The organism is Ignavibacteriota bacterium, assembly GCA_016708125.1.
Lineage (GTDB): Bacteria > Bacteroidota > Ignavibacteria > Ignavibacteriales > Melioribacteraceae.
The window spans coordinates 3,232,888-3,258,292 of the sequence record JADJGF010000001.1 but is presented as its reverse complement, the minus strand read 5'-3'; the positions used below and the strand labels follow the sequence as shown (position 1 = coordinate 3,258,292).

Genomic DNA, 25,405 nt, shown 5'->3' with positions numbered 1-25,405 from the left:
TGATAAAAATCACAAATGAAAATACAATTTATTGGAAAGCCTAAAATTTCTTCCGGCTTCCGGCAGAATTGATTTTACTCTTGAAAGATGATTTCTATATTCTTTATTAAAAATATTCTCCAAATTAAACGAAATATTGCTGATAAACTTATTCATTGTAAAAGAATATTGAACAAATAAATTGTTAATAAAATAACCGTAAGTTGGCTCTTCAAATTCATCAACATTTTTCTGCGCCAAAGCCCATTCGTTTGTAATTCCAAAATTCAGATAATCACTTTTGTACATAATTTCCAGCAAACCTTTTAGCGGCGGAATTTGCGGTAAATATCCGTTCGTTTTAAACTTCCCTTCTGTGTAACTAACCGTATTCGAAATTTTCAAACAATTGCAAATATTCCAATCAATTCTATTTTCAAATCCTTGTAAAATTGCTTCAACTCCGCTGGTTTGATAAATTTGTAAAAATGTTGCATAATTTATTTCGCCGGTATTTCTCGGAATAATATAATTTGATAAATCATTTCTAAAAAAAGTTAAGTTGAAATATAAATTTTCAAAATTGTGATAAATAAAAACTTCCGTCCCAAATCCACTTTCATCTTTCAAATCCGGATTTCCAACTTCATAAGAATAAGCGGCTAAATGCGGACCTTGCGAAAATAATTCTTCAATTGTTGGAGTTCTGGAAGATTTGCTTAAATTTGTTCCAACGTAAACAATGTTTGATAATTCATATAAAACTGATGCTGATAACGAAAAAGTATTAAAAGTTCGTTTTTTAATATTTCCGATTTTTGAATCCGGGTTTTCTTTTTTAGGAGTAATTTGATCAAAATTATATCTTCCGCTAACTTCAAATTTAAACTTTTCAAAATCAATATTTTCAAATAAATATGTTGCAAAATTTATGTGTGTTGATGGCGGCGTAAACACATATCCGCCAATATTAAAATCTTCATACTCGGCATTAATTCCAAATATTCCATTTCTAAAAATTCCAATTTTGTTATGATTCAAATCAAATTTTCCGATGTAGTTTGTGATTGCAAATTCTGATCCGATTGCTCCGTTTGATTCAAATTCTTTATGGCGATAATAAACTCTGCTTAAAGCAATTTCAATATTTTCAAATTTTTCATTTTCAATTTTTATATCATTTACAATATTAAATTGATTTTTATTTATTTCTATCTCAACTCCTTTGGGATGAGCACCAACAAATCCGCCGGGAACTCCGTAATCCAATTCAAAATTTCTAAATGAAATTCCTACAACACCAAATTTGGGGAAGTAACTTCCGGCAAGACTTAAATTTAAATTTTCCGAATCGGAATTTTTTAAAATTCCCGAAGGCGTATTTAAATCATCAGTTTTTCTTTTACTTATTTCAGTGCGAAAAGCAAAATTAGAAATTGGAAATTCAAACATAGCTGAACCCAAATATCCCATATTTACACTTTCTGCGTAAGTTCCAATAGATCCTATTAAATCATCATGCTGCACTTTTGGAATTTCATTTCTGATTGTGTTAACAATTCCTCCAATTGTGGTTGATGTTTGAGTAAGAACTTTTGGTCCGCGTAAAACTTCAATTCGCTCAATTGAAAATGGATCAATTGTAACCGCATGATCTGGAGATGTTGCGGATAAATCAACTGTTTTAATTCCATCTTCACTAATTACAACTCTGTTTGAACCTAAACCACGAATAACAGGTCGAGAAGGAGCTGGTCCCATTGAACGCATTGAGAGACCAGCTTCATTTTTCAAAGTTGCAGCAAGTGTAAGCCCTAATTGTTTTTCAAGGTTTTTGCCTTTAAGAACACTTGAAAGTTCCGCTAAATCATCAAAAGTTGAGTATGATTTATAATCAGAAATAACAACCGGATCAAGCTGAATTGTTTTTGGAATAAGATAGAAAACTATTTTTTTATTTACATTATCGTCAATTGTAATACTTGAAACATTTTCTTCATAACTGATATGATGAATTGCAAAAGTATAAATTCCATATTCAATATTTTGGATTCTAAGTTCGCCTTCATTGCTGCAAGTATATGAATTATTAAGCTCAATTATTTTTACAACTGCGTTTGGAATAATTTTATTATTCTCAGAATCCAAAACAATTATTTGGATATTTGAATTTTTACTAAAAATTGAATTTTGTAAAAACAAAAAAAATATCAGCAAAAATAAAATCTTATTTATTTTACTCATTTTATTTTACAACCAATGGAATGAGTCCCGATCTATAATCATTATGTCCTTCGTGCACAATAAATAATTCAAATGTTGTAACACCGGACTTTAATCCATTAAAATGAAATTCATATCCACCTTCCTCACCTTCATGCTGCCACCAGTTTGCGGTAGTTGTATCAGAAATTTCGTAACCAAGTTTTACATTTTCATCGCTCGGGGGATTGATTATATTTTCATTTTCATCATAAAATTTTACAGAAAAATGATCTGATAATTCTCCGTTAGAAATTTTTAAAGTATCATCAGTAACGCCTCTTAAAATTGATACAACAGTCGCTCCGGTTGCATCATAAATTACTGTTCCTATTGCTTCAAAATGTTCTTCTTGGTTTGAGACTGGATCATCTTGGCAAGAAATTAAAAAAGTAAAAAGTGAAAAAATAAATACACTTTTGAAAAAATGATTTTTCATGTTTTCTCCTTTATCAAAATAAATTAGTTATTTAAAAGTGGCTAATTTATAATATAGGAGGCGCTCTTAACTGATTTGTTATTAGTAAAAATGAATTGTAATGAAATGATTGATATTCAAAAATTGACAATGTTGGAAATGAATAAATATTTTCAATGGGCTGAATAATATTTTGAAATTCAATTGAATTATTGAAACTTTGAATTGTACAATTAAGCGAAGAATCTAAAAACAGATCTTTATCAGAATTTGTGTTTTCTGTTTGAATTGTTGCTAGAGCATTTAAGGAAAAATTGAAATTATGAGTATGACTAAATGATAATATAAGAAAGGATGTAAAAATCGCTAAAAATAAAACTTCAGATTTTTCTTTTATTTTAAATGGAGTAAATATCATATTAAAATTTAATTGTTTTTGATAAATAAAACAATGCAGTTATATTTATTATAATTGCTCTAATTAGATAATTATTTTCTTAGAAAGATTCAGAAAGGAAAAATATGAAAGCTTTTCAAGATTATTATTCGGAAGATTTCAGTTATTGTTTCGGCTGCGGAACAAAAAATGAATTTGGTCACCATCTAAAAACTTTTTGGGATGGTGAAGAAACTGTAAGTCGTTTTTCTCCTAAACCTGAGCATACTTCACTTCCCGGATTTGTTTACGGCGGATTAATTGCTTCCTTGATTGATTGTCACTCAACCGGAAGCGGATCGGCTGCATTATATAAAAATCAGAACGAAGAAAGAGACAATTATCCAAGATGCGTAACCGCTTCATTAAAAGTTGATTATTTAAAACCAACACCAATTGATTGTATTTTGGAACTTCGTGGAAAAATCAAAGAAATAAAAGGAAGAAAAGTTATTGTAGAAACGATACTTTTTGCAAATAATGAAATTTGTGCAAAAGGAGAAGTAATTGTTGTTCAAGTTCCAGATGATTGGAAAGTTAAATAGAAAGTGTAAAATTTATTTAAACTCCAGAACTATTTCTAAAGAGTCTTTAAGTTCAAAACTTGCATCGTTAAAACTTGGCGGACCAAAATTCCCTTCCGCATAATTTGAAAAAACATAATCTTCTGTAGGCCATCCGAAAATACTTCTATCTAATTTTTCATTTGAGTTTTCATCATGATAAATTGCCAAAGCATAGTTACCTTTTTCCAAATTTGAAAAAGTGTGCTCAACAAAAGATTTTTTAATTGGAATATTTACACCAAATTTTCCAGATTCCTTTTTGGGAAATCCATCCGGATTATTGAATAATCCGATTGAAATATTCCCGATTCGATTTTCTAAATTAATTACTTTTACTTTAACCACACTTTTTTGAGAAAATAACAGTGAACTGCAAAATAGAAAGAATATAAAATAAAATTTTTTCATTCTGAATTGTCTAATATTTTTTTGCATTAATAAATTACTAAAATTTCACATTTCAATTCACTATCAAATTTGAAGACAACTCACTCAAATTTATGGATGATAATATTGTTCGAGTTCATGTAAAATTTGAAAAAAGTGAAAAAGTAAATTGGGAAATTAATTTTAACGAGAGTTTCAAATAAAATTTAAAACAAAAATGCAAAATTAAATGTGATGTAATTATTGTAAAGTTTTTATTTCTTCAATTTTTCTTCTAATCCATTTATAACTTTAATTGCTTCATCCGAAAAAGAAGGATATCTTCCATTACTTTTTATTGCTGCAAGATTATAAAGTTTTATAAATCCAAAAGGATTTCCAACACATTTAACTAATTCATTTTTCCCAATTTTTTCTAAAATCAAACTTGCCATAAAATATCCGGTTGTGTGTCCTTGTTGCGGCAAACTTTGTAAAACTCGTTTTCCAATTTGTTTAGAATTAATTTTACTCTTGCTTAATTCCAAAAGTAATGCGTCTATTTTTTTAATAATGTAAGGAGTTTTTCCAACATCATCAATATATTGTCTTGCATAACTTGAAATTGCATTACTTGATTTTGTGAACCACTCTTTTTTATCAACCATATCTGCAATTCCTTCCGCTTCAATTTTTGCTAAAGCATTTATTAAGTCTTCATCGTTTTCATCAATTTTGTAAATATCATATTGCAATTGTCTATTTCTGTACCAATGATGAAATTCGTGTGAAAGAAAATTCAATAAATCCCATTCCATTGAAGCTGCAAGATCAACTACAATTGGAGATGATCCCCTTCCATTACTTTCGAAAATTACAAAAGAAACCGGTGGATATTGATCAACATTACTCTGCGGTAAAAATTGCAAAGTTTTTTTTACAGCTTCATTACTGATATTATTACGTTTTAATTTCGTCAGCTGTTCATCAATCAATTTTTTGTTATCTTTAACTTTTATGTAATGATTAAGATGATTTAAATTTCTTCCGGATTTTAATGCCTCATTTAACTGTGATTTTTTTGACGGCATAAATACAAGTTTAAAATTTTCTATAAAAAATTGTTTAGAAAATTCGCCGCTTGTTAAAATTTTATAACCCGGAGTTTTAAATAAATCATTCCATTCAGAATTGCTTGGTTCTTTGTTTGATTCGAGTGTAGCAATAATTTTCCAAAATTCAGTAATTCCGGAAAATTCAAAATTTGAATTGTTGTTTTGCGGAATGATGAAGTTTGCAAAAAGAAAAATAAATATTAATAATCTGTACATTATTTTTAAGTTAATATTAAAGTATTATCGAACTAATAGGAAAATAAATGATGTGTCAATTTATTTAATAGAAGAATTTTAGAATACTTTTTCTCTATTTAGAAAAATATAAATAATTAATATTATTTAACTAAAATCAAAATTTCTGATTTACTAAATTGAATTGAAATACTTAATAAATATCAATACCAAATTTTTAAAAATTAATGTCCACCTTTAATTGGTGAAGTAATTTCTGCCGTTGATCTTGGTTCTTTAATAAATAACCAAAATACAACTGAGAAAACTATAAAAACTCCGCAAAGAATATAAAGCAATTGATAATTCTGCGTTTCGGAAATAATGTTTGCAACACCTTGGCTCATCATTTGTGGAAGTACAACTGCAAGATTGAAAATTCCCATAAACAAACCCATTTTATTTTGGTTTATTCTTTCGGTCACAATTGAAAAAACAATTGAAATTACAGCCGACCAACCGATTCCGGTTAAAAACATACCCAAATAAAAATTGCCTTCATATTTTCCTAAAAATGCAATATAGAAATATCCTATTGCACTAAAAGCTAAAGCAATTGTGTAAGTTCTAACTCTTCCAATTTTTTTGGAAATTGCCGATAAAATCATTGGGAATATTGCACCAACTGCATTCAATATTAAAAATCCCAGCGAAACAATATTGCCGGTTGTTGTATCTTTTGTCTGCATAACACCGGTTAAAAATTCTGCAAATTTATTTGCAAAAACATTTGTAAGATCAATATTTGGAATTATTTGTTTATCAATAAAAAATCCGGACATCACAAACATACTTTGAAAAGCAATCCACGTAAATGTGTGAGCAAGCATAATTTTTTGAAATTCATTTTTATCTGATTCTGCACTTTTTCCCTTTATGATTATCCAAGCACCAATAATAACTGTGTAAACCAAACTAAGAATCAACAAAGGATTATGCATAAATCGTAATTCTGTTTGATAGAAATGAAATATTAAACTGAATACACCAAAAACTAAAAATCCGTATAATGGAAAAATTGATTTAACAATATCCAAAACTGAATGAGAATCTTTATTTGTCTCAACTAATCCGGGTAATTCTCTTGGTTCTTCAATCAACAAAATTGGAAATATTGAACAAGCAAAAACAAAAATTGCGGCAATCAATAGTAAAGTTTCATTTCCGTAAACCATTGATAGAAAATATGCCAACACGCCGAAAGTACCCGAAATTACTTGCATCCAAACATATCCGGAAGTTCGTTTTTTCCCTTCCGGAGTTAAATCTGCAATTATAGATCTTGCTGGATTGAATGTTACGTTTACGGATAAATCAAGAAGTAACGCAATAATTGATGCAATAAAAATTATGCTTGTAATTCCCGTAGCTTTGGAGATTACACCAATTTGAGGTAAAGCCAAAAACATTAATGATCCGACAATTCCGCCAATCATTATAAATGGTCTTCGTCTTCCTTTTAGAAACCAAACATTGTCACTGATCATTCCAACAATAACTTGTCCAAAAATACCGGCAAGTGGTCCGGCAAGCCAAACAAACGCAACTTCATGAATATTCAAACCATATTTTTTATTTAGTATCCAACTCAATGCGGCGATTTGTGTTGATAGTGCAAAGCCAACAGCTGTAGCGGGCAAAGCTAAAATACTATAAAATGTGTTTGTTAATTTTTTCTGGATTTCTAACATTTAATCCTCAACATAATTTTAGCGGAAATGTTTCCTAATTTTTGTGTTTAAATTCCCAAATGGATATTGAATTATTTGGTAATATAAATTTTTCATCAAATTTTATTTCGGGTAAATTTTCATTTAGCAAATTTTTTGTTTCAATATTTTCAAAATTATTGGTTGATAAATATCTTGATAAATCAATTTGATATTCTTGATTTCCATCATTTAAAAATATAAGTATTTCAATATTATCTAAAACCTTTTTATACACATAAACATTATCTTTCGGAAAATATTGTATAAACTTCCCTTTTATTAATACTTCATTATTTTTTCTGAGATTTAAAAGTTTTTTAGTGAAATTAAAAATTTCATTTTGGTTGGAATTTCTTCCATCTTCCTCAAAAGTATTTAATGAATCTTTTGGAAAACCTCCGGGAAATTCTGCTCTAATTTTTCCATGATGTCCGCCGCCATCTAATCCAATTTCCGTTCCATAAAATATTTGCGGAATTCCGCGTGTTGTTAAAACAATTGTTAGAGCTTTTTTGAATTTTTCCAAATTCCATTTTGCGGCAAACATTCCGCGATCTGTATCATGATTATCAAAAAATGTAAGAAGATTATCGGGATTTGAATAAACGAAATCTTGCCCGAAAGTTTCATAAATTTTCAGCAACCCGGATTTTCCATCCAAATAATCATAAAGTGCATCACGAATTGCAAAATCTGTAACTACCGGAAGATTTGTATCAAATTCATTTGGGAAATAATTATTGGTTTGAAACTTTGCTAAAACTGCCGGATCGCCTTTCCAGACTTCACCAACAATATTAAGTTTTGGATAATGTGTTAAAATTTCTTTAGCCCAAATTGACATAAATTCCGGATCAGAATAAGGATAAGTATCTTCACGAATTCCATCAAGTCCGGAAAATTCAATCCACCAAATTGTATTTTGAATAATATATTTTGCAAGCAAAGAATCAGTTTGATTCAAATCCGGCATAGTATTAACAAACCATCCTTTATTTGCAAATTCAATATTTCGTTTATCTGCATGAATATCAACATAAACAACTTTATCATGCTCTGCCGGTAAATGATTTTGCGTAGTTCCGTTTATCCATGTGGGAGTTGGAGGTTTCGAAATCCATTCATGATTGCTTCCGATATGATTTGCAACGTGATCTAAGATTATTTTAATTCCTCTTTTATGAGCTTCATCAACCAAATTTTTGTAAAGTGCATTACTTCCAAATCGGGGATCAATTCTGTAGAAATCAGTTGCCGCATAACCGTGATAACTCATGTACATATTATTTTCAACAAGCGGAGTGCTCCAAATTGCAGTAATTCCCAAATCTTGAAGATAATCCAACTTATTAATTATTCCTTGAATATCACCTCCGTGTCTTCCATTCAAATCTTTAAATTCGAACTCTTCTTTTTCATTGAAAAGAAAATCATTTGAAGAATCTCCGTTTACAAATCTATCCGGGAAAATCAAATAAACTACATCTTCTGTTGAAAATCCTTGATGAATATTTTCGGAATTATTTTTTTCTAAAAGCTGATATTGTAAAGTATCAACTCCAAATTTATTGGAGATTAAAAAATTATAAATCTTTGGTTGTGCAGAATTTTGAATTTCTATTTCCGCAAATAAATAATTTTCATTCTTATGCGGAATGGAAGAAATTTTAATCATTTCATCTAACGATGTTAAATTTGCATGAGATAAATTTTCGCCGTAAATCATTAATTGAATTTTATTAAAAGTGTGATTGCTCCACCAATTTGGAGGTTCTACTTTATTAATTTTTGGCTGCTGTGCGATAAGTAAAATATTTGCTAAAAAGATAAGATTAAAATAAATTTTTCTAAATTTCATAATTCCCGACGCAATTTTATTATTTATATAATCTTTTCAAACCTTGCATTTAACAACCATTAAAAATAACTTTATTTTTCTTAAAAAAAAGATATGAAAGAAGAATCAAAAAATATTACGCATAACAGAAAAGCTCGGCACGATTATGCAATTCTTCAAACTTTGGAAGCGGGAATTGTTTTAGTTGGTACCGAAGTTAAATCTTGCAGAGAACATAAAGCAAATTTAGTAGATAGTTATGCGAAAATTGATTCTAACGGCGAAGTTTGGTTAATTGGCGCACACATTAACGAATATACACAAGGAAATAGATTTAATCACATTCCAAATAGAGATAGGAAACTTCTTTTAAATTCGAAAGAAATTAGAAAATTAGACCGACAAATAATGGAAAAAGGAAATACTTTAATTCCCTTAAGTTTATATTTCAAAAAAGGAAAAGTGAAAGTTGAGTTAGCAGTTGCAAAAGGTAAAAAATCTTATGATAAACGTGAAGCAATTGCTAAAAAAGATTTGCAGCGCGAGGCTGAAAGAAAAATAAAATTGTGATTAAATTTTGTCAAACTGTTCGTTGGCTAACAAATAATTCAACATCAAATTAATTCGTAGATTCCGGATCAAGTCCGGAATGACAAAATAAAGGATGTCATTTCGAATCAACGATTTTTGTGGACGAGAAATCTTTAGTAAATGAAAGATATCTCAGTTATAAAAAACATTCCTTCGATATGACAACATCAAATAAATTTGAAAATAAAAAAGAGATAAAATGTTTTTACCAGTAAAAGAACAATTAGAAATTATTAAACGCGGAACTTCAGAAATTATTCCCGAAGAAGAATTAGTTAAAAAACTTGAAAAATCTAAAAGTGAAAATAAACCATTAAATATAAAATTGGGATGCGATCCAACTCGACCAGATTTGCATTTGGGTCATTCTGTAGTTTTGAGAAAACTTGCACAATTTCAAAAATTGGGACATCAAGCAATTTTAATAATTGGTGATTTTACTGCAATGATCGGCGATCCATCCGGAAGAAATGCAACCCGTCCCCCGTTAACTTTTGAAGAAGCACAAGAAAATGCAAAAAGCTATTGGCTTCAAGCAAAGAAAATTCTCGATCCGGAAAAAACCAAAATCGTTAATAATTCAGATTGGCTTGGAAAAATGAGTTTTCAAGATGTAATAAAATTAGCATCAAAATATACAGTTGCACGAATGCTGGAAAGAGATGATTTTACAAAACGATTTCATGGAAGTATTCCAATTAGCATGCACGAACTGCTTTATCCGCTTGCTCAAGCTATGGATTCCGTTGCAATTAAAAGTGATGTTGAACTTGGCGGAACTGATCAAAAATTTAATCTTCTTGTTGGCAGAGATATTCAAAGAGAATATGGGGTTGAAGCTCAAGTAATTTTAACAATGCCGTTATTAGTCGGTACTGATGGAAAAGAAAAAATGAGCAAATCCTACGGAAATTATATTGGGATTGATGATTCTCCAAAAGATATTTATGGAAAATCTTTGTCAATTCCGGATGAATTAATTTACGCATATTTTGAACTTGGAACAGATATTCCGGCAAATGAATTGGCTGAAATAAAAAATGAACTTTCCGATTCAAATACAAATCCGAGAGATATTAAAAGAACATTAGCTCGCAAATTTGTTGAGATGTATCATTCAAAAGAAGCTTCACTAAATGCCGAAGCCGAGTTTGATAAAATTTTTATTAATAAAGGAATTCCCGATAATGTTCCAGAATTAAAATTGAATATAAGTGAAATTGATATTATTGATTTAATTATGAAAGCGGAATTTGCACCATCGCGTGGAGAAGCAAGAAGACTTGTAACTCAAGGCGGAGTTTCAATTGACGGAATTAAAATTGACGATCTAAAAACACCAATTAAAATTGCAGATGGAAATGTTTTAAAAGTTGGAAAGCGAAATTTTATAAAATTAATTATTGCATAAATTAACTTAAGCAATTGCGATTTACGAAGAATTGAGCATTTAAGAATAGTACAACAATCGAATAATCAATCCAATTTGTCTAAACCAAATTTAATCGCTCCGATCTTGATTTAACTAACTTTTTATATTCTAATTTTTTTGATTCACTTAAAAATGAAATATCAATAAAATCAATTGCTTTTTTTAAATTTTTCCTAAACTTTGCAAATACATTTTCAATTTGTTTTTCGTTCAAATTTAAAGAATTTCCAAATTTTAGAATATCCTTTTCACTTATTTTTTTCTTTTTTCCACAAATTGATAATGCAAATTCCTCACTATCAATACTTTCTGAAATGACTAATCTCGTAGAAAGTAAATCATAAAATGGAGCAAATTTTATTTGATCTTCTTCAATTAGTGAATAATTTTTTAAATGCATATCGGCATTTCCGGTTATAAAAGAAAATATAATTGATTCAAAAAAATGAAGAGAATCTAACAATGGATTCGCAGAATATTTTTTTATAATCTTATCAATTTGTTCCAATGATCCTTTATATTTATCTTCTGTTAACCTTTCAGTTAATTGACACATATCTTCCATATGGATTTTCTTTTCGTTTACTCGGTCAATTCTCTTTGTAATATAAGCTAAACTATTATCATTTAATTTTATCAAAGAATGTTCAACAACATTTAACTTAAAAATTTTTGCCAAATGCATTGTCAGGTCTTCATTTTCCGGAAGCTCTTTATAATCATTCGATTGAGGCTTTAGGATGTAATTTCCCCATAATCCAACAACGGTTAATTTTGGGATATTATTTACTCCCTTTTTTAAATCAAGCGAAAGTTTTGTTTGTACTCCCGGAATTGTAATATTTCTTTCAACAATAATTTTACCAAGCTTGTAAATATCTTTTAATGAATATTCAATTTTTGGTGGAATTTTTAATCCGAAAAATTTTTTGCTGCATTTTTCATGAAAACTTTCTTCTTCCTTTAATTCTTCGTAACAGTATAAACATCTATTCATGCTTTTCCTCAATAGGGATAATACTTACTGCTCCAATACAATCCATGCAAGTTGCTAACAGTAAACCCATTCTATCCTTTGAATTTAATTTCCAATTCTCAACTGCGATATTTAATAACCAACCTTCGGGAATTAATCCATCAAAAAATGGGAACATATATTTACTTATAAATTCTTTTTTACTTTTTGGTAAAGTTAAACTTATAGAAAAATTTTCTTCATTTTCTAAATATTGAATGTTATAAGAAAAAGAATAACCTTCCTCCGTTTCACTTAGAATTCCAGCAAACTTATCATTATAAAAAACTTTCCCTTTTCTATTCATCCAACGAATTCCTTTCCATTTTTATCGGAGCCATTTTATGTCCAAATAATTTTAATACCTGGTTTATTTTATCTAATCTTAATGTCTGTTTTCCCTGTTCCATATCTCTAATAAATCTCAAACCTACACCGGATTTTTCCGCTAAATCAATTTGACTTAAACCAAGTTCTTTTCTTTTTTTCTTTATAAATTTAATTAGTTCCATTTCTTTCCACATTTTGAATTTCAATATATACCTTATCGGGTATATTGTCAAGTAATTTATTCGATATTATACCTTGACGGGTATATTTTGTAAATATTTTTAATCTTTATACCCTTTCTGGTATAAAATTAAATTAGACTTTTATTCACAACAAATTTTCTTTCATTATTACTTTTTAATATATTCAAAATAAAAGTTTGAGGTAATTTGTAATGACAAAAATTGGCTCACCGAAGGACTTACTTAAACACTTTTCTAAACATGAAGATTATTATAAAACTCTTTATCAAAAACTTTATTTAATTCGTAAAGAAATTGAACTTGGCGGTGGATTAAAGTCAATTGAAAGCCAACATAAAAAAGGAAAACTAACTGCGCGTGAAAGAATTTCTCTCCTTATTGATAAAGATTCGGATTTTTACGAATTAAATACCTTCTGCGCATACGATATGTATAAAGAATTTGGCGGAGCAGCAAGCAGTGGAACAATTTTCGGAATAGGTAAAATTAATAATCATAATTTCTTAATTGTTGCAAATGATGCTACAGTAAAAGCCGGCGCTTGGTTTCCAATTACCACAAAAAAAAATCTTCGCGCACAAGAAATAGCTATTGAAAATAATTTGCCAATAATTTATTTGGTTGATAGTGCCGGAGTTTTTCTTCCCTTGCAAGAAGATATTTTTCCGGATAAAGAACATTTTGGTAGAATTTTTAGAAATAATGCAAAAATTTCATCAATGGGAATTCCACAAATAGCTGCAATTATGGGTCCATGCGTTGCCGGCGGAGCTTATCTTCCAATTATGAGTGATGAAACTTTAATAGTAAAAGGAACCGGCTCTGTATTTCTTGCCGGTTCTCATTTAGTTAAAGCTGCAATAGGCGAAGTTATTGATAATGAAAATTTGGGCGGTGCAATTGTTCAATCCAATATTTCCGGAGTAACGGATTATATTGTTGAAAATGATAAAGAATGTTTAGAAAAAATTAGAAGTATTACAAATAAATTTTCTGAAACTCCAAAGGCAAATTTCAATAGAATTGAATCACAAAATCCTCTGTTTGATGAAAAAGATATTTACGGAATTTTGCCGGAAGATCCGCTTGATCAATATGATATGTATGATTTGATTTCAAGAATTGTTGATAATTCTGAAATTGATGAATACAAAGCCGGATATGGCAAAACTATAATCACGGCTTATGCAAGAATTGATGGATGGGCTGTTGGTATTGTTGCAAATCAAAGAAAAATTGTGAAAACCGAAAATGGTGAAATGCAGATTGGCGGAGTAATATATTCCGATTCTGCAGATAAAGCTACGCGATTTATAATGAATTGTAATCAGAAAAAAATCCCATTACTTTTTCTTCAAGATGTTACCGGATTTATGGTTGGAAGTAAAGCTGAACATGGCGGAATTATTAAAGACGGTGCAAAAATGGTAAATGTTGTCGCAAATTCCGTTGTTCCAAAAATTACAATAATTGTGGGGAATAGTTACGGAGCCGGTAATTACGCAATGTGCGGAAAAGCGTACGATCCCCGATTTATTTTTGCTTATCCGAATGCTAAAATTTCTGTTATGGGCGGAACTCAAGCCAGTAATGTTTTGTTGGATATTAAAATTCGACAAATGGAAAACGAAGGTAAACCTTTTTCTGAAGCAGACAAAAAAAAATTGTTGAATGAAATTCAAAATTCGTATAACGAAAAAAGTTCAGCTCTTTACGCTGCTGCCAGACTTTGGGTAGATGAAATTATTGATCCTGCCAAAACACGGGAATATATTTCCAAATCAATAGAAATTGCAAATAACAATCCGAAAATAGAAAAGTTCAATGTAGGAGTTATTCAGACGTGAATTTAACAGAATGTGTAGATTTAACGTACAAGTTTGAATGACTTTGCAACAAAAAATAATCAGCTTTTCAGACTGAGGAAATTTATTAAGATTGGTTCAGTCTCGAAACCTGAGCGACAGATTATTACCAAAATTATTTGAATATCAACATTTTTTTAACTGAATTATAATTATCAGTAATTAATTGGTAATAATAGATTCCACTTGAGAGTTTTTCTGCTTTAAATTGTATTGCGTAATAGCCGGATTTTTGTGCTTCGTTTATTAATGCTTCGATTTTATTTCCTAAAATATCATAAACTGTTAAACTTACATTTGTGTTCGCAGACTGAAAGTTTGCGTTACTGGGAATTGAATAGCTAATTTTAGTTGTTGGATTAAACGGATTTGGGTAATTCTGGAATAAAGCAAATTCCAGAGGTAATGTTTCTTTGTTATTTATATCTGTTACAATATAAACTTTTACATCTTGATATAGAAATGTTGTATCATTCCCAAAAACATCAGCAACTTTGGCTTGTGCTTTAAAGTTTTTTTCTGTTGAATTTTCGGATATAAGATTATAACTAATTGCAGTATCTCCTACTGCAACATTGTCTGTTATTTTTGGATATCCGGTAACACTTGGATGTAGAGAATCTTTATCCGTAATTGTTATTGCTTCTAAATTTTCTACAAACGGATTCTCCAAATCCTTTACAATTATTTTGTGTTGCATTGTATCAGCAATTCCATCTGAATTTAATTTTGCAATAAATAATCTTGTAAATTCTCTATCTGCCCAAGGAAATAATGAAGAATGATAAATTGTATCCTTATCAAAATATGTTAAAGTATAATCTGATGTGGAATTACTGATTGTGACTTTTGGTTCTGAATTATATCCTTTTTCTTTTAAACCTTGCGGACTTAAATCTTGATTCTTTTCTGCATTAATAAGTAAATCTGTTAAACTCTGAATACTTATTTGAGAATAAAGAACTGTAATTTTTTGTGAAGAATATGTTTTTACATTACCGAATACATCTGTTAAAGTAAATATTGAATTATAGATTTTTTCTTCTTCGGTTGCACTTTTTAACTGATATGCAACATTAATATTTACCGGAAGATTAGAATTATCTTTAACATTTGTAATTTCACCAGTTATTGAAGTTGATAATCCACCATTTGAAACAACTTGCTCATTTGTTAAATTTATATCAATTGGAACATTTCCGGTTGGTGATTCATTGTCTTTTACATAAATTCTTTGTACTTCTGAATCTCTTTTTGTGACTAAACTTGATGAAGTGGCTTCACCAGTCCAAGTTCTATCAAAATAATATTCAATATTTGGATAATTTGTATTTGTAGGAACATTAGAACCGTCTGAATAAGTTAAAATTGCTTCAAGTCCATTTGAAACATTTACCTCTGGGTAACCTGTAACGTTTGGTGTGGTATTTAAATTAACTTGGTAATTTAATGTTTTATCAATAGGATCAACTACATCAATTGTGAAATTACTCGGGTCTTCTAGTAATAACCAATCTTTAGCATAATCTTTCAAACTTCCAATATTATTTTTTATATCAAAATTAAGAAAATTTGAAACAGCATCAAAAAAATATGTCCCAGGAGCATAATCTGGTTCTATATAAGCAACTTTAGACATCTTAGCATATTGGTCTCCATCCATAGAAAGATCTCCAGGATAAATTCTTCTATAATCACTAAAATCAGAACCGACAAAATACCAATGATCAAATTCCAACGGATTTGGATTTTCTCCAGGTTTTCCAACTAAAAGACCCATTACAGCATGAGGAACGCCATTACTATAAGTAGAAAAACCTTGCATAGGTCCATTATATAAAGCATTATCTGTTTTATCATAAGTAATTTCTCCTGAAGCTTTTTGTTCTTGAATAAATTGATCTATATTAGAAAGCCCATAAGTATCTATTTCCCCTTGAATAACATAATTTCTACACTCCCACCCAGGACCAGCATGCTTACGTATGTCCATTTTCTTCACTACATTTTCCCACCAATAAACTTTTTCCTCGTAAGTGTTTAAACTATTAAAGTGACCTGGAAGATAATTTCTTAAACCGGAAAGATATTCTTGAAGTATTTGTTTATCTTCTATTGTTGATGCTTCTCCTTTTAAATCTAAATTAGATCGATAATTTTTAACACTATTATTAATTGCAATTAAATCATTATTATCAATAACTTCATCATTATTAACATCTCCACTTCCATACCAATCATAAAAATTTCTTCCCAATTGTAAATGAACATTAGGTTGAGAAAAAGTATTTCCAATTGTTTCCCAAGAAGTTGGACCATTGAGTTCTTGCGCGTATAAAGTTGAGTGTAAAAATAGAAATGCAGAAAATATAGAAATATAAGTTTTCATAGAATCCTACTTTTAAGGATCAATATCACTAAAATAGTAAAAGTATTTAATGATTTAAATCAAATAGATTGGTGATTATTTATAGTGATTTATAGTCCAAAAGTGGTTGTTTTTTACTAAAAAAAAACAGATTTTATTTTTAGTTCTTACAGATTGTAAACAATCTGTTTTACATTTAAAGATTTTGAACAATCAAACTTTTGTAACTCAGATTGCTTGTCAATCTGAGTAAGAAAATTGTAAAAGTAACAAATATAATTTTTATCTACAGACGTGAAATATGAAAAGTGAAAAAAATCTCTTTCTTAAATTCATCAATTAAAGCTTAATTTCTGTAAAACTTTAAAAATCTTTCGAATATACCTCAAAGAACTTTATAAAATTTATCAAAAATAATTTTTATGTCTGCAACAGGAACAACAATAAAAAATGTTCTTCAAAAAGTTGAACTTTATGTAAAACCTCTTGAAGAAGAATTAAATGAAAAAATTCCAGCTTTTCTTCCTGGAAGTAAAATTTATCTTACAAGAATTGATGCATCTCTTGAAAAATTAAATATTATAAAAAAATCTACTCCACTCTTCAGATATAAAATTGAAGAATCTGAAAATTCCGAAAATAATATTGAGAAACTTAAATTTGTCAGAGATATAAATCCGGAATTCCATGATGAGAATTCGAATATTGAACAATTTGGTAAGGATTATGTTGCCATTGTAGATGGACTTTTTATAATTGAAAATAATAAACCAAAAATAATTCCTATAAATTTTGATGGCTCCGGCGATGTAAAAATTTCCGATGATTCTATGAAAGTTTGTGTTGATATTTATCCTTCTGTTGGCGATCATCCAATACCTACTTTAGAAGATATTGAAACTAAAATCGTGAGCTTGGGAATAACTTCTGACATCAATAAGGAAATTTTATCAAAAGAAATAAATGATGTAAAATTATCAAAACAAAAAATTACTGATATCTGTGTTTCCGAAGGCAAACTTCCAATAAACGGAATTGACGGAAAATTAGAAAACTGCACAGCAAATAAAGAAAAATTAGAAAATTTTAGTTGCGATGAATTTCATAAAATAAATCCGGTAATCTCTGTAAAAGACGGCGAAACTATTGCAATTATTCATCTGCCGACAAATGGCGAATACGGTACAAATGTTTTTGGAAAACAAGTAAATCCAATTCCCGGCAAAGAAATTAAAATTAAATTGGGACCAAACACAAAATTTTCCGAGGAAAATCCTAATCACATTATTGCAAAGTTAGATGGATTTCTTGATCTTAAAGAAGCATCTATTTCAATTACAGATACTTTTACTGTAAATGGAGATATAGATTTTAAATCAGGAAATATTATCAGCAAAGGTTCGTTAAAAGTTAAAGGAAATGTTAATAATGATTTTTCTTTAAATCTATCCAAAGATATTGAAATTGATGGGTATGTCGGCGATGCAATAATTGAATCCGGAAGAAATATTTTTATTCACGGAGGATTTTTAGGAAAGGGAAAAGGAATTTTAAAATCGGAAGGTGATATTGCAGTTAAATTTGTAGAAAACCAAAAAATATTTTCTCGCGGATCAGTTACAATTATTAAAGAACTTTTAAATGCTCAAGTTTTCGCAAAATCAAAAATTACTTGTAGCGGGAATAAAGCCGTAATCGTCGGCGGACATACAATTGCCGGAGATGTAATTGAAATTTATTCTTTAGGAAACTCAAGTGAATCCGAGACAATTGTAGAAGTTGGTTTTGATTATTTGAAAAGAAATTCTATTAATGATAATAAACAAAGACAAACCGATTTAAGAAAGAAACTTGAAGAAGTAGATAAAGTTTTATTTGAATTTGCTCAGATGAAAAGACTGAATGATCAATGTAAAGAAAAAGTAAAAGTTTTGGTTGGAGAGCACAAAATTTTATTGGCAGAAATTGAGAAAATAAAAGAACAAAATTTAAAATTGACAAATGAAATTTATGTACCTACATCATCTAAAATTTCTGTTAATGGAACAATTTTTCCTGGAGTAAAAATTGGAATAAACGGAAGATTTTTTATAGTTAAAGAGCCTTTAAGAGCTAAAACTTTTTTACTTTCTGCGGAAAATGAAGTAATTGCAATTTAATTTTATTAAATAAATTTATTTAAATTTCTAACTTTTTATACAATTCAACATTCATAAAAGTTACTGTAAATGTTGAACCAATTCCCTTTTCACTTTTTACGGTAATTAAAGCATTATTAAATTCACAATATTTTTTTACTAAAGCCAAACCTAAACCATTTCCTTCAAACTTTCTTGTATAACCCATATCTTCTTGCGTAAATTCATTAAATATTTTATGTAAATATTCATCCGAAATTCCAACACCAGAATCAGTTATACTAATTTTCAGAAATTTATTCTCATCTTTATTTACATCAATTTTAATCGAACCTTCATTTGTATATTTAACAGCGTTATCAATTAGATTTGAAAATATCTGTTCAACAGAATAAATATCAGCAATTAATTCCGTATTCTGAGTAAAATTATTAAATATTATTTTTAGTTTTTTTTCGCTTATTTGATCTTTATAATCATCTAATATTTTCTTAATAATAAATGAAATATCAAATTTGCTTGGAAGATATTCGTGCGTTCCGGCTTGAACATCGGACATATTTAATATTAAATCAATTGTTCTAATAAGTCTTCTGCTTGCTCTATTGATTCCGCTGAAACCATATTTTAGTTCTTCACTTACTTTATCAATTAATTTTTCTTTTATCAAATTAGAAAAACTAAGAATTGTGTTTATAGGAGTTCTAATTTCATGAGACATTTGTGCGAGAAAATTTGATTTAATTTTTTCTGATTTTTCGGCTTTATCGATTGCAGAAATTAATTGTTTTTCAATATGCTTCCTATATTTCAAATCGTCTTCAAGTGATTTGTTTAAGCTTTTTAATTCTTCTGTTCTCTCTTCAACTGTTTTAACTAAATCATTTTTGTACTCTTCTTCTTTCTGCTTTAACAATTTAGCATTTTTACTTTCCGAAGAAAAATACAAGTAACCAAGAATTGAAATAAATAAAAGTGTTGATATAAAAATTGCTGCAAGTTTTGTGATGAATCCTCTATTAACTTCAAGTATATCAGAAACATTTAAAACCGCTCCAACAATCCAATAAGTATTACCAAGATTAACTTTACTATAAACAATTTGTTTTTCAATATCATTATTTTCTGATGAAGAAAAAGATTTGTTTAATTTGTTAATATTTCCACTTAGTAACTTTGGTAAATTATTTTCTAAAAATTTTTTATTTAGGTTTACTGATTCATTTTCGGTGAAATTATTTTTTTCAGTAAAATAAATTTCCTTTCCTTCTTCGCTTAAAATTATTCCGGTAAAATCTTTTAATCCAACAATTGGATTAATAAAATTGCTTACCATTTTATCAAATTTTAAAAGTAGTGAAATTGAACCTTTGTAATTATCATCCTTAAAAATCGGGTACGCAACAGCTATTGTTTTATATCCTTGAACTGAAGTGAAAATTTCGCTGATTACTAATTTATGTGTTTTAATAATTTCTTTATTGTGAGGCTGAACGGAAATGTCGGAATTAATAACTGATTCTACAAAGGGATAAGTATATAATAATTTTCCATCTTCAGAAACCCGAGTGATTGCATTTAATTCATTTAGATGTGCTTCATAAAAATATTTAAACTCAATTTTCGTTTCATCATTAATTACGATAATATTTTCTTTTTTAGAAAAATAATCCAAAGATTTAAATAACTCACTAAAATAATTTTCTATTGAAACTGATAATTGAGTTAGAAATATTTTCTGCTGTTTTTCGTGATTTGCTAAAGTTTGTTTTTCAACTTCTTGATATAAAATATAAGTCAAAAAAATGCTCAGCACTATTGTTGTAATAATTAACAAAATTACAAATACATTTTTCACAAATGTGCCTGAAGTTTTTTATTGACCCGATTTTGAAAAGATAATTTTAAATTTCAAAAAATTATTATACGAATATAAACTAAATATAAAATTAGAAATCAACAACCAATATATCTTGAAATTATTAATCTCTGAATTTCCGAAGTTCCTTCACCAATTTGAAGCAATCGCTGATCACGATAAAATCTTTCAATATCATATTCTTTCATTAATCCATATCCGCCATGGATTTGAACTGCTTCATCGGCAACTTCTTTTGCAATTTCCGAACAATATAATTTTGCCATTGCAGCTTCTTTTGCAAATGATTTCTTTGAATCTTTTAGCCAGCATGCTTTATATAATAAATTTCTTCCAAGTTCAATTTTTAACGCCATATCGGCAAGTTTGAAAGCAATTATCTGAAATTTAGAAATTGTTCTGCCGAACTGTTTTCTCTCATTAGAATATTTTAAAGCCATTTCATAAGCGCCTTGCGCTAAGCCTAATCCCATTGCTGCAATTGATAATCTACCGTTATCTAAAGTGCTTAACATTATATGCGATCCTTCACCAACTGCACCTAATAAATTTTCTTCCGGAACGTTGCAGTCCTCAAAAAATAATTCAGATGTATTGGAAGCTCTCCACATCATTTTACCTTTCATTGGGAATGAGGAAAATCCTTTCGTTCCGTTTTCAATAATTATTGTTGAAAATATTTTTCTATCTTCAATTTCGCCGGTTATTGCTTGAACTGTTGAGCCAATTGTTATTTCAGTTGAACCATTTGTAATAAATATTTTCGAACCATTTATTATCCAATTTCCACTAACTAACTTTGCTGTGGTTTTTGTTCCTCTTGAATCAGAACCCGCATCCGGTTCAGTTAAACCAAATGACCAAAGTGCTTTTCCGGTGCATAATTTTGGAAGATAATTTTCTTTTTGCTTTTCTGATCCATAATAAAATATTGGTCCAATTCCCAATGAATTATGAGCCGCCAAAGTTGCAGCTTGTGAGCCATCAATTCGAGCCAATTCTTCTACGGCAATTATGTACGATAACGTATCCATTCCGCTTCCGCCATATTTTTCCGGAAGGTACATTCCAAATAAACCAAGCTCACCCATTCGCTCGGTAAGTTTTATGGAAAATTTTTCGTTTTCATCCAATTCTTTTGCAACTGGCTGAATTTCTTGTTCGGCAAATTCACGAACAGATTTTCTTATTAAATTTTGTTCTTCGCTTAAATTAAAATCCATATGCTTTCTTACATTCTTTGCAAGTATTTACAAAATAATGTATTAATACAGATAATTCAACAAATAATAAATTCAATTAGTTATAAAATTCTACAATTATATGTGCCGGCAAATTTTTAATTTTATTAAATATTTGATCGACAAATTTCCAGAGTGAAAAAGGTAGGTATTTTAGAATAACATAAGTTCTAAGAAAAATTAATAATTTATTTCCAAACGTAAACCAAGTTGTGTGTTTTAGCTTTTTAGAATTACAAAGTTGAGTTAATTTTTTTTCATCAAATGAATGAATGTGAGCGTGAACCGGAGTTTTTTTATTGCAATGAATACACAAATAATATCTTAGTTTTTCTTTATATGGAGTTGTAATAATTAATTTCCCGTTTTGTTTTACAACTCTAAAAAGTTCATTTACAAATTCTACCGGATTGAGAACATGTTCAATAATTTCAGATGCAATAACTATATTAAAACTATTTTCCATAAACGGAAGATGAAACGAATCAGCAATTATCTGTGAATGTTTTTGTGAAGGAAAATTATTTTTTGCTTTACTTACATTTTCTAAACTTAAATCCAAAGAAACAACATTTACATTTTTGTTAAAATAATTTTCTGCAACCCAAGCCGAACCGCAGCCAACATCCAAAACGTTCTGAATATTATTAGGAATTTTACTAAGTATATATTCATGAACTCTTCGTTCATCATGTTCAGTTGCGCCGGTTCTTTCTTCAAAATAATCAAATTCTTTTGCATCAATTTTATAGTGATTTATATAATCAAAGTTTTGACTCATATTTTTTTTCGATATTTTAAGTTTTGTGAATTTGTCAATAAATATAAGAATCTAAATTAATACTTTGTTAAGAAAATTAAATATATCGTTTTACAATATTTCAATCTTTTTCATATTATTTGTTTTTGCATCAAAAATAAATTTGGGTCAATCAAAATCTTTTGAAGATGGCGTAATTTATTTATCAAAATATATTGCTTCCCAAGAATTTGAATTGAAAAATGAAAAAGATTATTACTTAGTTGATTCACTTTTTATAAAAGCTGTAAATTTTTATGATGGAGATATTTCTGAAGCATTGCTGGCTTTAACTTTTGCAACTTTACCTTTTAATAAAATGCCGGTTACAATTCCAATAATAAATTTAAAATTGGATTTGAAACTTCCCTCTGTAAATGAAAAATTGTTTGAAATAAAAAAAAATAATCTTCCGGGAATAATTTATTTTGATTCAAATTTAAATGGAAATCAAGATAAAGATAAGGTTGCACACTTTTTTGGAAATGCATTTTTAAAGTTCAATACAACTTTTTTCAATCTATCAAAATTCTTTGGAATGTTTGTAGAAATATTTGAATCAACATTTAAAGTTAGCGGCGGAATTGATTTTAGAGATTTGCAGACAAATTACCTTGGAGAATTTTTCGGATATTCATTACATAATAATAAGGATTTAGTTCCATCTGATTTTTTTAAGTTGTATTCTTTATTCTACTTTTCTTATAATTAAGCATATTATAAATAAACTTTCTTTTTACATGAAATCAATTTTGATTATTGACGATGAAAAACAAATCTGCGAAAGCATAAGCATGATTTTGGAATATGAAAATTATTCCGTTGATTCAACGACTGATGCGAAAGCCGGATTAAAAAAATTGGAATACAATAATTATGATGCATTGTTGTTGGATATACAAATGCCGGAAATTACCGGATTTGAAGTTTTAAATTGGATTAAAGAAAATGAAATTGAAATCAGTATAATTATGATTTCTGCTCACAGCAATTTAGAAAATGCAATAAAAGCTACAAAACTCGGTGCTTTTGATTTTATTGAAAAACCGATTGAGCGAGACAAACTTTTAATCAGCATTAGAAATGCGGTTGGAAAAACAAATCTGCTAAAAGAGAATAAAAAATTACGAGAAAATTTAACGCAAGAAGAAATTATTGTAGGCGAAAGTTCTCAAATAAAATCTGTAATTTCCTTAATCGATAGAGTTGCGAAAACTGAATCGAGAGTTTTAATTACCGGAGAAAACGGAACCGGAAAAGAATTGGTTGCGAAAGCAATTCATAATAAAAGTGAAAGAGGAAATAAAGAATTAGTAGAAGTAAACTGCGCGGCAATTCCCAATGAACTTATTGAGTCTGAATTATTTGGACACGAAAAAGGTTCTTTTACCGGAGCTGCTCAAAAAAGAATTGGGAAATTTGAGTTAGCTGACGGTGGAACACTTTTTCTCGATGAAATTGGCGATATGAGCTTGCAAGCACAAGCAAAAGTTTTGCGTGCAATTGAAGAAGGCGTAATTGAAAGAGTCGGCGGAAATAATAAAATAAATGTTGATGTAAGAATAATTTCCGCAACAAATAAAGATTTGAAAAATGAAATTAAAGACGGAAACTTTAGAGAAGATTTATATCACCGTTTAAATGTAATTCCAATAAAAGTTCCCGCATTACGTGAACGAAAGGAAGATATTCCACTTTTGATAAATCACTTTTCCCAAAAAATTTGCAAACAAAATAAATTTCCAAATAAGAATTTTACAGAAGACGCAATTGAGGTTTTAAAAAATTATGAATGGTCCGGAAATGTTCGTGAATTAAGAAATATTATTGAACGAATAATTATTATGATTTCATCAAACTCAATTACCAAACAAGATGTGATTTCGTTACTTCCAAATGTTGAAACAAAAACTGATGATATAATTGATATTTCAAATTCGTTTCAAGAGTTTAAGGAAAAAGCAGAAAAAGTTTTTATACAAAAACAGTTGGAAATAAATAATTGGAATATTAGTAAAACCGCAGAAATTTTGGATATTCAGCGAAGTCATCTTTACAATAAAATGAAAAAGTACGGAATTAATAAAGATTAAATTCTGGAGCAAGTAATGAACACAATTTTCACAAAAATAATAAATAGAGAAATTCCAGCAAATATTGTTTACGAAACAGAAAATGTATTAGCATTTAGAGACATAAATCCGCAAGCTCCGGTGCATATTTTAATTATTCCAAAAATCGAAATCCTAAAAGTTACAGATATTAAAAGTATGGAGCATGCTTCTCTTTTAGGAGAAATGATTGATGCCGCAAATATTATTGCAAAAAATGAAGGAATTGCAGAAGATGGTTTTAGATTAGTTTTTAATTGCGGAAATAACGGTGGTCAAGAAGTTTACCATTTACATCTGCATTTATTAGGCGGAAGAAAAATGAATTGGCCTCCGGGATAGATTTTTGATTTATTGCAATTTAGATGATGAAAGAAAATCACTTCACTATCCGGAGTAATATGTTACTAAATTTGTAACTCAGATTGCTTGTCAATCTTACAACAAATGTAAATGTAACTCAGATTGCTTGCCAATCTGAGATTGAAAACATAAATGCAGATTTTAA

At 28.9% G+C, this 25,405-nt stretch carries 22 protein-coding genes; 8 read left to right on the top strand and 14 right to left on the bottom strand.

Features of this window, described 5'->3' with window-relative positions:
- Nucleotides 1–9: 9 nt before the first annotated feature.
- The 3 genes from IPH62_14090 to IPH62_14080 are packed head-to-tail and all read right to left on the bottom strand — an operon-like array spanning nucleotide 10 to nucleotide 3,077.
- The gene (locus IPH62_14090; GenBank protein MBK7106406.1) at nucleotides 10–2,223 is read right to left on the bottom strand and encodes a TonB-dependent receptor; all 2,214 of its coding nucleotides are present in this window, start codon (nucleotides 2,221–2,223) and stop codon (nucleotides 10–12) included.
- Nucleotide 2,224: 1 nt separating this feature from the next.
- Nucleotides 2,225–2,680 carry a hypothetical protein gene (locus IPH62_14085; GenBank protein ID MBK7106405.1) on the bottom strand — a complete coding sequence of 152 codons (456 nt, stop codon included), beginning with the start codon at nucleotides 2,678–2,680 and terminating at the stop codon, nucleotides 2,225–2,227.
- Nucleotides 2,681–2,726: 46 nt separating this feature from the next.
- Nucleotides 2,727–3,077, bottom strand: coding sequence for a hypothetical protein (locus IPH62_14080; protein MBK7106404.1), 351 nt, complete (start codon nucleotides 3,075–3,077; stop codon nucleotides 2,727–2,729).
- A 104-nt stretch (nucleotides 3,078–3,181) separates the two neighbouring features.
- Between IPH62_14080 and IPH62_14075 the strand changes: the two genes are divergently transcribed.
- On the top strand, nucleotides 3,182–3,640 hold the full coding sequence (locus IPH62_14075) for a PaaI family thioesterase (protein ID MBK7106403.1): 459 nt from the start codon (nucleotides 3,182–3,184) through the stop codon (nucleotides 3,638–3,640).
- Nucleotides 3,641–3,652: 12 nt separating this feature from the next.
- Here the strand turns inward: IPH62_14075 and IPH62_14070 are convergent, their stop codons facing one another.
- The 4 genes from IPH62_14070 to IPH62_14055 all read right to left on the bottom strand — a co-directional run bounded on the left by IPH62_14070 (nucleotide 3,653) and on the right by IPH62_14055 (nucleotide 8,946).
- The gene (locus IPH62_14070) at nucleotides 3,653–4,069 is read right to left on the bottom strand and encodes a DUF2141 domain-containing protein (protein ID MBK7106402.1); all 417 of its coding nucleotides are present in this window, start codon (nucleotides 4,067–4,069) and stop codon (nucleotides 3,653–3,655) included.
- Nucleotides 4,070–4,302: 233 nt separating this feature from the next.
- The gene (locus tag IPH62_14065; protein MBK7106401.1) at nucleotides 4,303–5,358 is read right to left on the bottom strand and encodes a hypothetical protein; all 1,056 of its coding nucleotides are present in this window, start codon (nucleotides 5,356–5,358) and stop codon (nucleotides 4,303–4,305) included.
- A 203-nt stretch (nucleotides 5,359–5,561) separates the two neighbouring features.
- Nucleotides 5,562–7,067 carry an MFS transporter gene (locus IPH62_14060; protein MBK7106400.1) on the bottom strand — a complete coding sequence of 502 codons (1,506 nt, stop codon included), beginning with the start codon at nucleotides 7,065–7,067 and terminating at the stop codon, nucleotides 5,562–5,564.
- Nucleotides 7,068–7,101: 34 nt separating this feature from the next.
- Entirely contained in the window at nucleotides 7,102–8,946 is a 1,845-nt protein-coding gene (locus tag IPH62_14055) for a cyclomaltodextrinase N-terminal domain-containing protein (protein MBK7106399.1), read from the bottom strand.
- 93 nt (nucleotides 8,947–9,039) lie between these two features.
- Between IPH62_14055 and smpB the strand changes: the two genes are divergently transcribed.
- Both smpB and IPH62_14045 read left to right on the top strand, forming a co-directional pair.
- The gene (gene smpB / locus IPH62_14050) at nucleotides 9,040–9,495 is read left to right on the top strand and encodes an SsrA-binding protein SmpB (GenBank protein MBK7106398.1); all 456 of its coding nucleotides are present in this window, start codon (nucleotides 9,040–9,042) and stop codon (nucleotides 9,493–9,495) included.
- A 220-nt stretch (nucleotides 9,496–9,715) separates the two neighbouring features.
- The gene (locus IPH62_14045) at nucleotides 9,716–10,927 is read left to right on the top strand and encodes a tyrosine--tRNA ligase (protein ID MBK7106397.1); all 1,212 of its coding nucleotides are present in this window, start codon (nucleotides 9,716–9,718) and stop codon (nucleotides 10,925–10,927) included.
- 79 nt (nucleotides 10,928–11,006) lie between these two features.
- On the opposite strand, the gene IPH62_14040 is transcribed toward IPH62_14045, so the two are convergent.
- Genes IPH62_14040 through IPH62_14030 form a run of 3 tightly spaced genes read right to left on the bottom strand, consistent with a single transcriptional unit; the run spans nucleotide 11,007 to nucleotide 12,475 of the window.
- A complete protein-coding gene (locus IPH62_14040) occupies nucleotides 11,007–11,945 on the bottom strand; it encodes a HipA domain-containing protein (GenBank protein MBK7106396.1) in 939 nt (312 codons plus the stop codon).
- Nucleotides 11,938–12,270 (bottom strand): HipA N-terminal domain-containing protein, encoded by a 333-nt coding sequence (locus IPH62_14035; protein MBK7106395.1) that lies wholly within the window; start codon nucleotides 12,268–12,270, stop codon nucleotides 11,938–11,940. The genes IPH62_14040 and IPH62_14035 overlap by 8 nt, the downstream gene beginning before the upstream one ends.
- On the bottom strand, nucleotides 12,263–12,475 hold the full coding sequence (locus IPH62_14030; GenBank protein ID MBK7106394.1) for a helix-turn-helix transcriptional regulator: 213 nt from the start codon (nucleotides 12,473–12,475) through the stop codon (nucleotides 12,263–12,265). Before IPH62_14030 ends, IPH62_14035 begins: the two co-directional genes overlap by 8 nt.
- Nucleotides 12,476–12,687: 212 nt before the next feature.
- Between IPH62_14030 and IPH62_14025 the strand changes: the two genes are divergently transcribed.
- Entirely contained in the window at nucleotides 12,688–14,343 is a 1,656-nt protein-coding gene (locus IPH62_14025; protein MBK7106393.1) for an acyl-CoA carboxylase subunit beta, read from the top strand.
- 133 nt (nucleotides 14,344–14,476) lie between these two features.
- Here IPH62_14025 and IPH62_14020 read toward each other — a convergent pair whose 3' ends face one another.
- The gene (locus IPH62_14020) at nucleotides 14,477–16,750 is read right to left on the bottom strand and encodes a T9SS type A sorting domain-containing protein (GenBank protein ID MBK7106392.1); all 2,274 of its coding nucleotides are present in this window, start codon (nucleotides 16,748–16,750) and stop codon (nucleotides 14,477–14,479) included.
- Between the two features lie 401 nt (nucleotides 16,751–17,151).
- Here IPH62_14020 and IPH62_14015 point away from each other — a divergent pair, with 401 nt between their 5' ends.
- Nucleotides 17,152–18,888: a DUF342 domain-containing protein gene (locus IPH62_14015; protein ID MBK7106391.1), complete on the top strand. Its 1,737-nt coding sequence runs from the start codon at nucleotides 17,152–17,154 to the stop codon at nucleotides 18,886–18,888.
- Nucleotides 18,889–18,907: 19 nt separating this feature from the next.
- Here the strand turns inward: IPH62_14015 and IPH62_14010 are convergent, their stop codons facing one another.
- The 3 genes from IPH62_14010 to IPH62_14000 all read right to left on the bottom strand — a co-directional run bounded on the left by IPH62_14010 (nucleotide 18,908) and on the right by IPH62_14000 (nucleotide 22,768).
- The gene (locus IPH62_14010; protein MBK7106390.1) at nucleotides 18,908–20,668 is read right to left on the bottom strand and encodes a sensor histidine kinase; all 1,761 of its coding nucleotides are present in this window, start codon (nucleotides 20,666–20,668) and stop codon (nucleotides 18,908–18,910) included.
- Between the two features lie 155 nt (nucleotides 20,669–20,823).
- Nucleotides 20,824–21,969: an acyl-CoA dehydrogenase family protein gene (locus tag IPH62_14005; protein ID MBK7106389.1), complete on the bottom strand. Its 1,146-nt coding sequence runs from the start codon at nucleotides 21,967–21,969 to the stop codon at nucleotides 20,824–20,826.
- A 76-nt stretch (nucleotides 21,970–22,045) separates the two neighbouring features.
- Nucleotides 22,046–22,768, bottom strand: a complete 723-nt coding sequence (locus tag IPH62_14000) for a class I SAM-dependent methyltransferase (protein ID MBK7106388.1) — start codon at nucleotides 22,766–22,768, stop codon at nucleotides 22,046–22,048.
- Nucleotides 22,769–22,832: 64 nt separating this feature from the next.
- Between IPH62_14000 and IPH62_13995 the strand changes: the two genes are divergently transcribed.
- From IPH62_13995 to IPH62_13985, 3 genes are read left to right on the top strand one after another with little or no spacing between them, the layout of a single operon-like run.
- Nucleotides 22,833–23,498, top strand: a complete 666-nt coding sequence (locus IPH62_13995; protein ID MBK7106387.1) for a hypothetical protein — start codon at nucleotides 22,833–22,835, stop codon at nucleotides 23,496–23,498.
- 28 nt (nucleotides 23,499–23,526) lie between these two features.
- Entirely contained in the window at nucleotides 23,527–24,879 is a 1,353-nt protein-coding gene (locus IPH62_13990; GenBank protein ID MBK7106386.1) for a sigma-54-dependent Fis family transcriptional regulator, read from the top strand.
- A gap of 15 nt (nucleotides 24,880–24,894) precedes the next feature.
- Nucleotides 24,895–25,239, top strand: a complete 345-nt coding sequence (locus IPH62_13985; GenBank protein ID MBK7106385.1) for a histidine triad nucleotide-binding protein — start codon at nucleotides 24,895–24,897, stop codon at nucleotides 25,237–25,239.
- Nucleotides 25,240–25,405: the final 166 nt, after the last annotated feature.

Bases quoted from the DNA above. Each gene is read 5' to 3' on its own strand.
- IPH62_14090 (MBK7106406.1), bottom strand. From the start codon at position 2,223: ATGAGTAAAATAAATAAGATTTTATTTTTGCTGATATTTTTTTTGTTT.
- IPH62_14085 (MBK7106405.1), bottom strand. From the start codon at position 2,680: ATGAAAAATCATTTTTTCAAAAGTGTATTTATTTTTTCACTTTTTACT.
- IPH62_14080 (MBK7106404.1), bottom strand. From the start codon at position 3,077: ATGATATTTACTCCATTTAAAATAAAAGAAAAATCTGAAGTTTTATTT.
- IPH62_14075 (MBK7106403.1), top strand. From the start codon at position 3,182: ATGAAAGCTTTTCAAGATTATTATTCGGAAGATTTCAGTTATTGTTTC.
- IPH62_14070 (MBK7106402.1), bottom strand. From the start codon at position 4,069: ATGAAAAAATTTTATTTTATATTCTTTCTATTTTGCAGTTCACTGTTA.
- IPH62_14065 (MBK7106401.1), bottom strand. From the start codon at position 5,358: ATGTACAGATTATTAATATTTATTTTTCTTTTTGCAAACTTCATCATT.
- IPH62_14060 (MBK7106400.1), bottom strand. From the start codon at position 7,067: ATGTTAGAAATCCAGAAAAAATTAACAAACACATTTTATAGTATTTTA.
- IPH62_14055 (MBK7106399.1), bottom strand. From the start codon at position 8,946: ATGAAATTTAGAAAAATTTATTTTAATCTTATCTTTTTAGCAAATATT.
- smpB (MBK7106398.1), top strand. From the start codon at position 9,040: ATGAAAGAAGAATCAAAAAATATTACGCATAACAGAAAAGCTCGGCAC.
- IPH62_14045 (MBK7106397.1), top strand. From the start codon at position 9,716: ATGTTTTTACCAGTAAAAGAACAATTAGAAATTATTAAACGCGGAACT.
- IPH62_14040 (MBK7106396.1), bottom strand. From the start codon at position 11,945: ATGAATAGATGTTTATACTGTTACGAAGAATTAAAGGAAGAAGAAAGT.
- IPH62_14035 (MBK7106395.1), bottom strand. From the start codon at position 12,270: ATGAATAGAAAAGGGAAAGTTTTTTATAATGATAAGTTTGCTGGAATT.
- IPH62_14030 (MBK7106394.1), bottom strand. From the start codon at position 12,475: ATGGAACTAATTAAATTTATAAAGAAAAAAAGAAAAGAACTTGGTTTA.
- IPH62_14025 (MBK7106393.1), top strand. From the start codon at position 12,688: ATGACAAAAATTGGCTCACCGAAGGACTTACTTAAACACTTTTCTAAA.
- IPH62_14020 (MBK7106392.1), bottom strand. From the start codon at position 16,750: ATGAAAACTTATATTTCTATATTTTCTGCATTTCTATTTTTACACTCA.
- IPH62_14015 (MBK7106391.1), top strand. From the start codon at position 17,152: ATGTCTGCAACAGGAACAACAATAAAAAATGTTCTTCAAAAAGTTGAA.
- IPH62_14005 (MBK7106389.1), bottom strand. From the start codon at position 21,969: ATGGATTTTAATTTAAGCGAAGAACAAAATTTAATAAGAAAATCTGTT.
- IPH62_14000 (MBK7106388.1), bottom strand. From the start codon at position 22,768: ATGAGTCAAAACTTTGATTATATAAATCACTATAAAATTGATGCAAAA.
- IPH62_13990 (MBK7106386.1), top strand. From the start codon at position 23,527: ATGAAATCAATTTTGATTATTGACGATGAAAAACAAATCTGCGAAAGC.
- IPH62_13985 (MBK7106385.1), top strand. From the start codon at position 24,895: ATGAACACAATTTTCACAAAAATAATAAATAGAGAAATTCCAGCAAAT.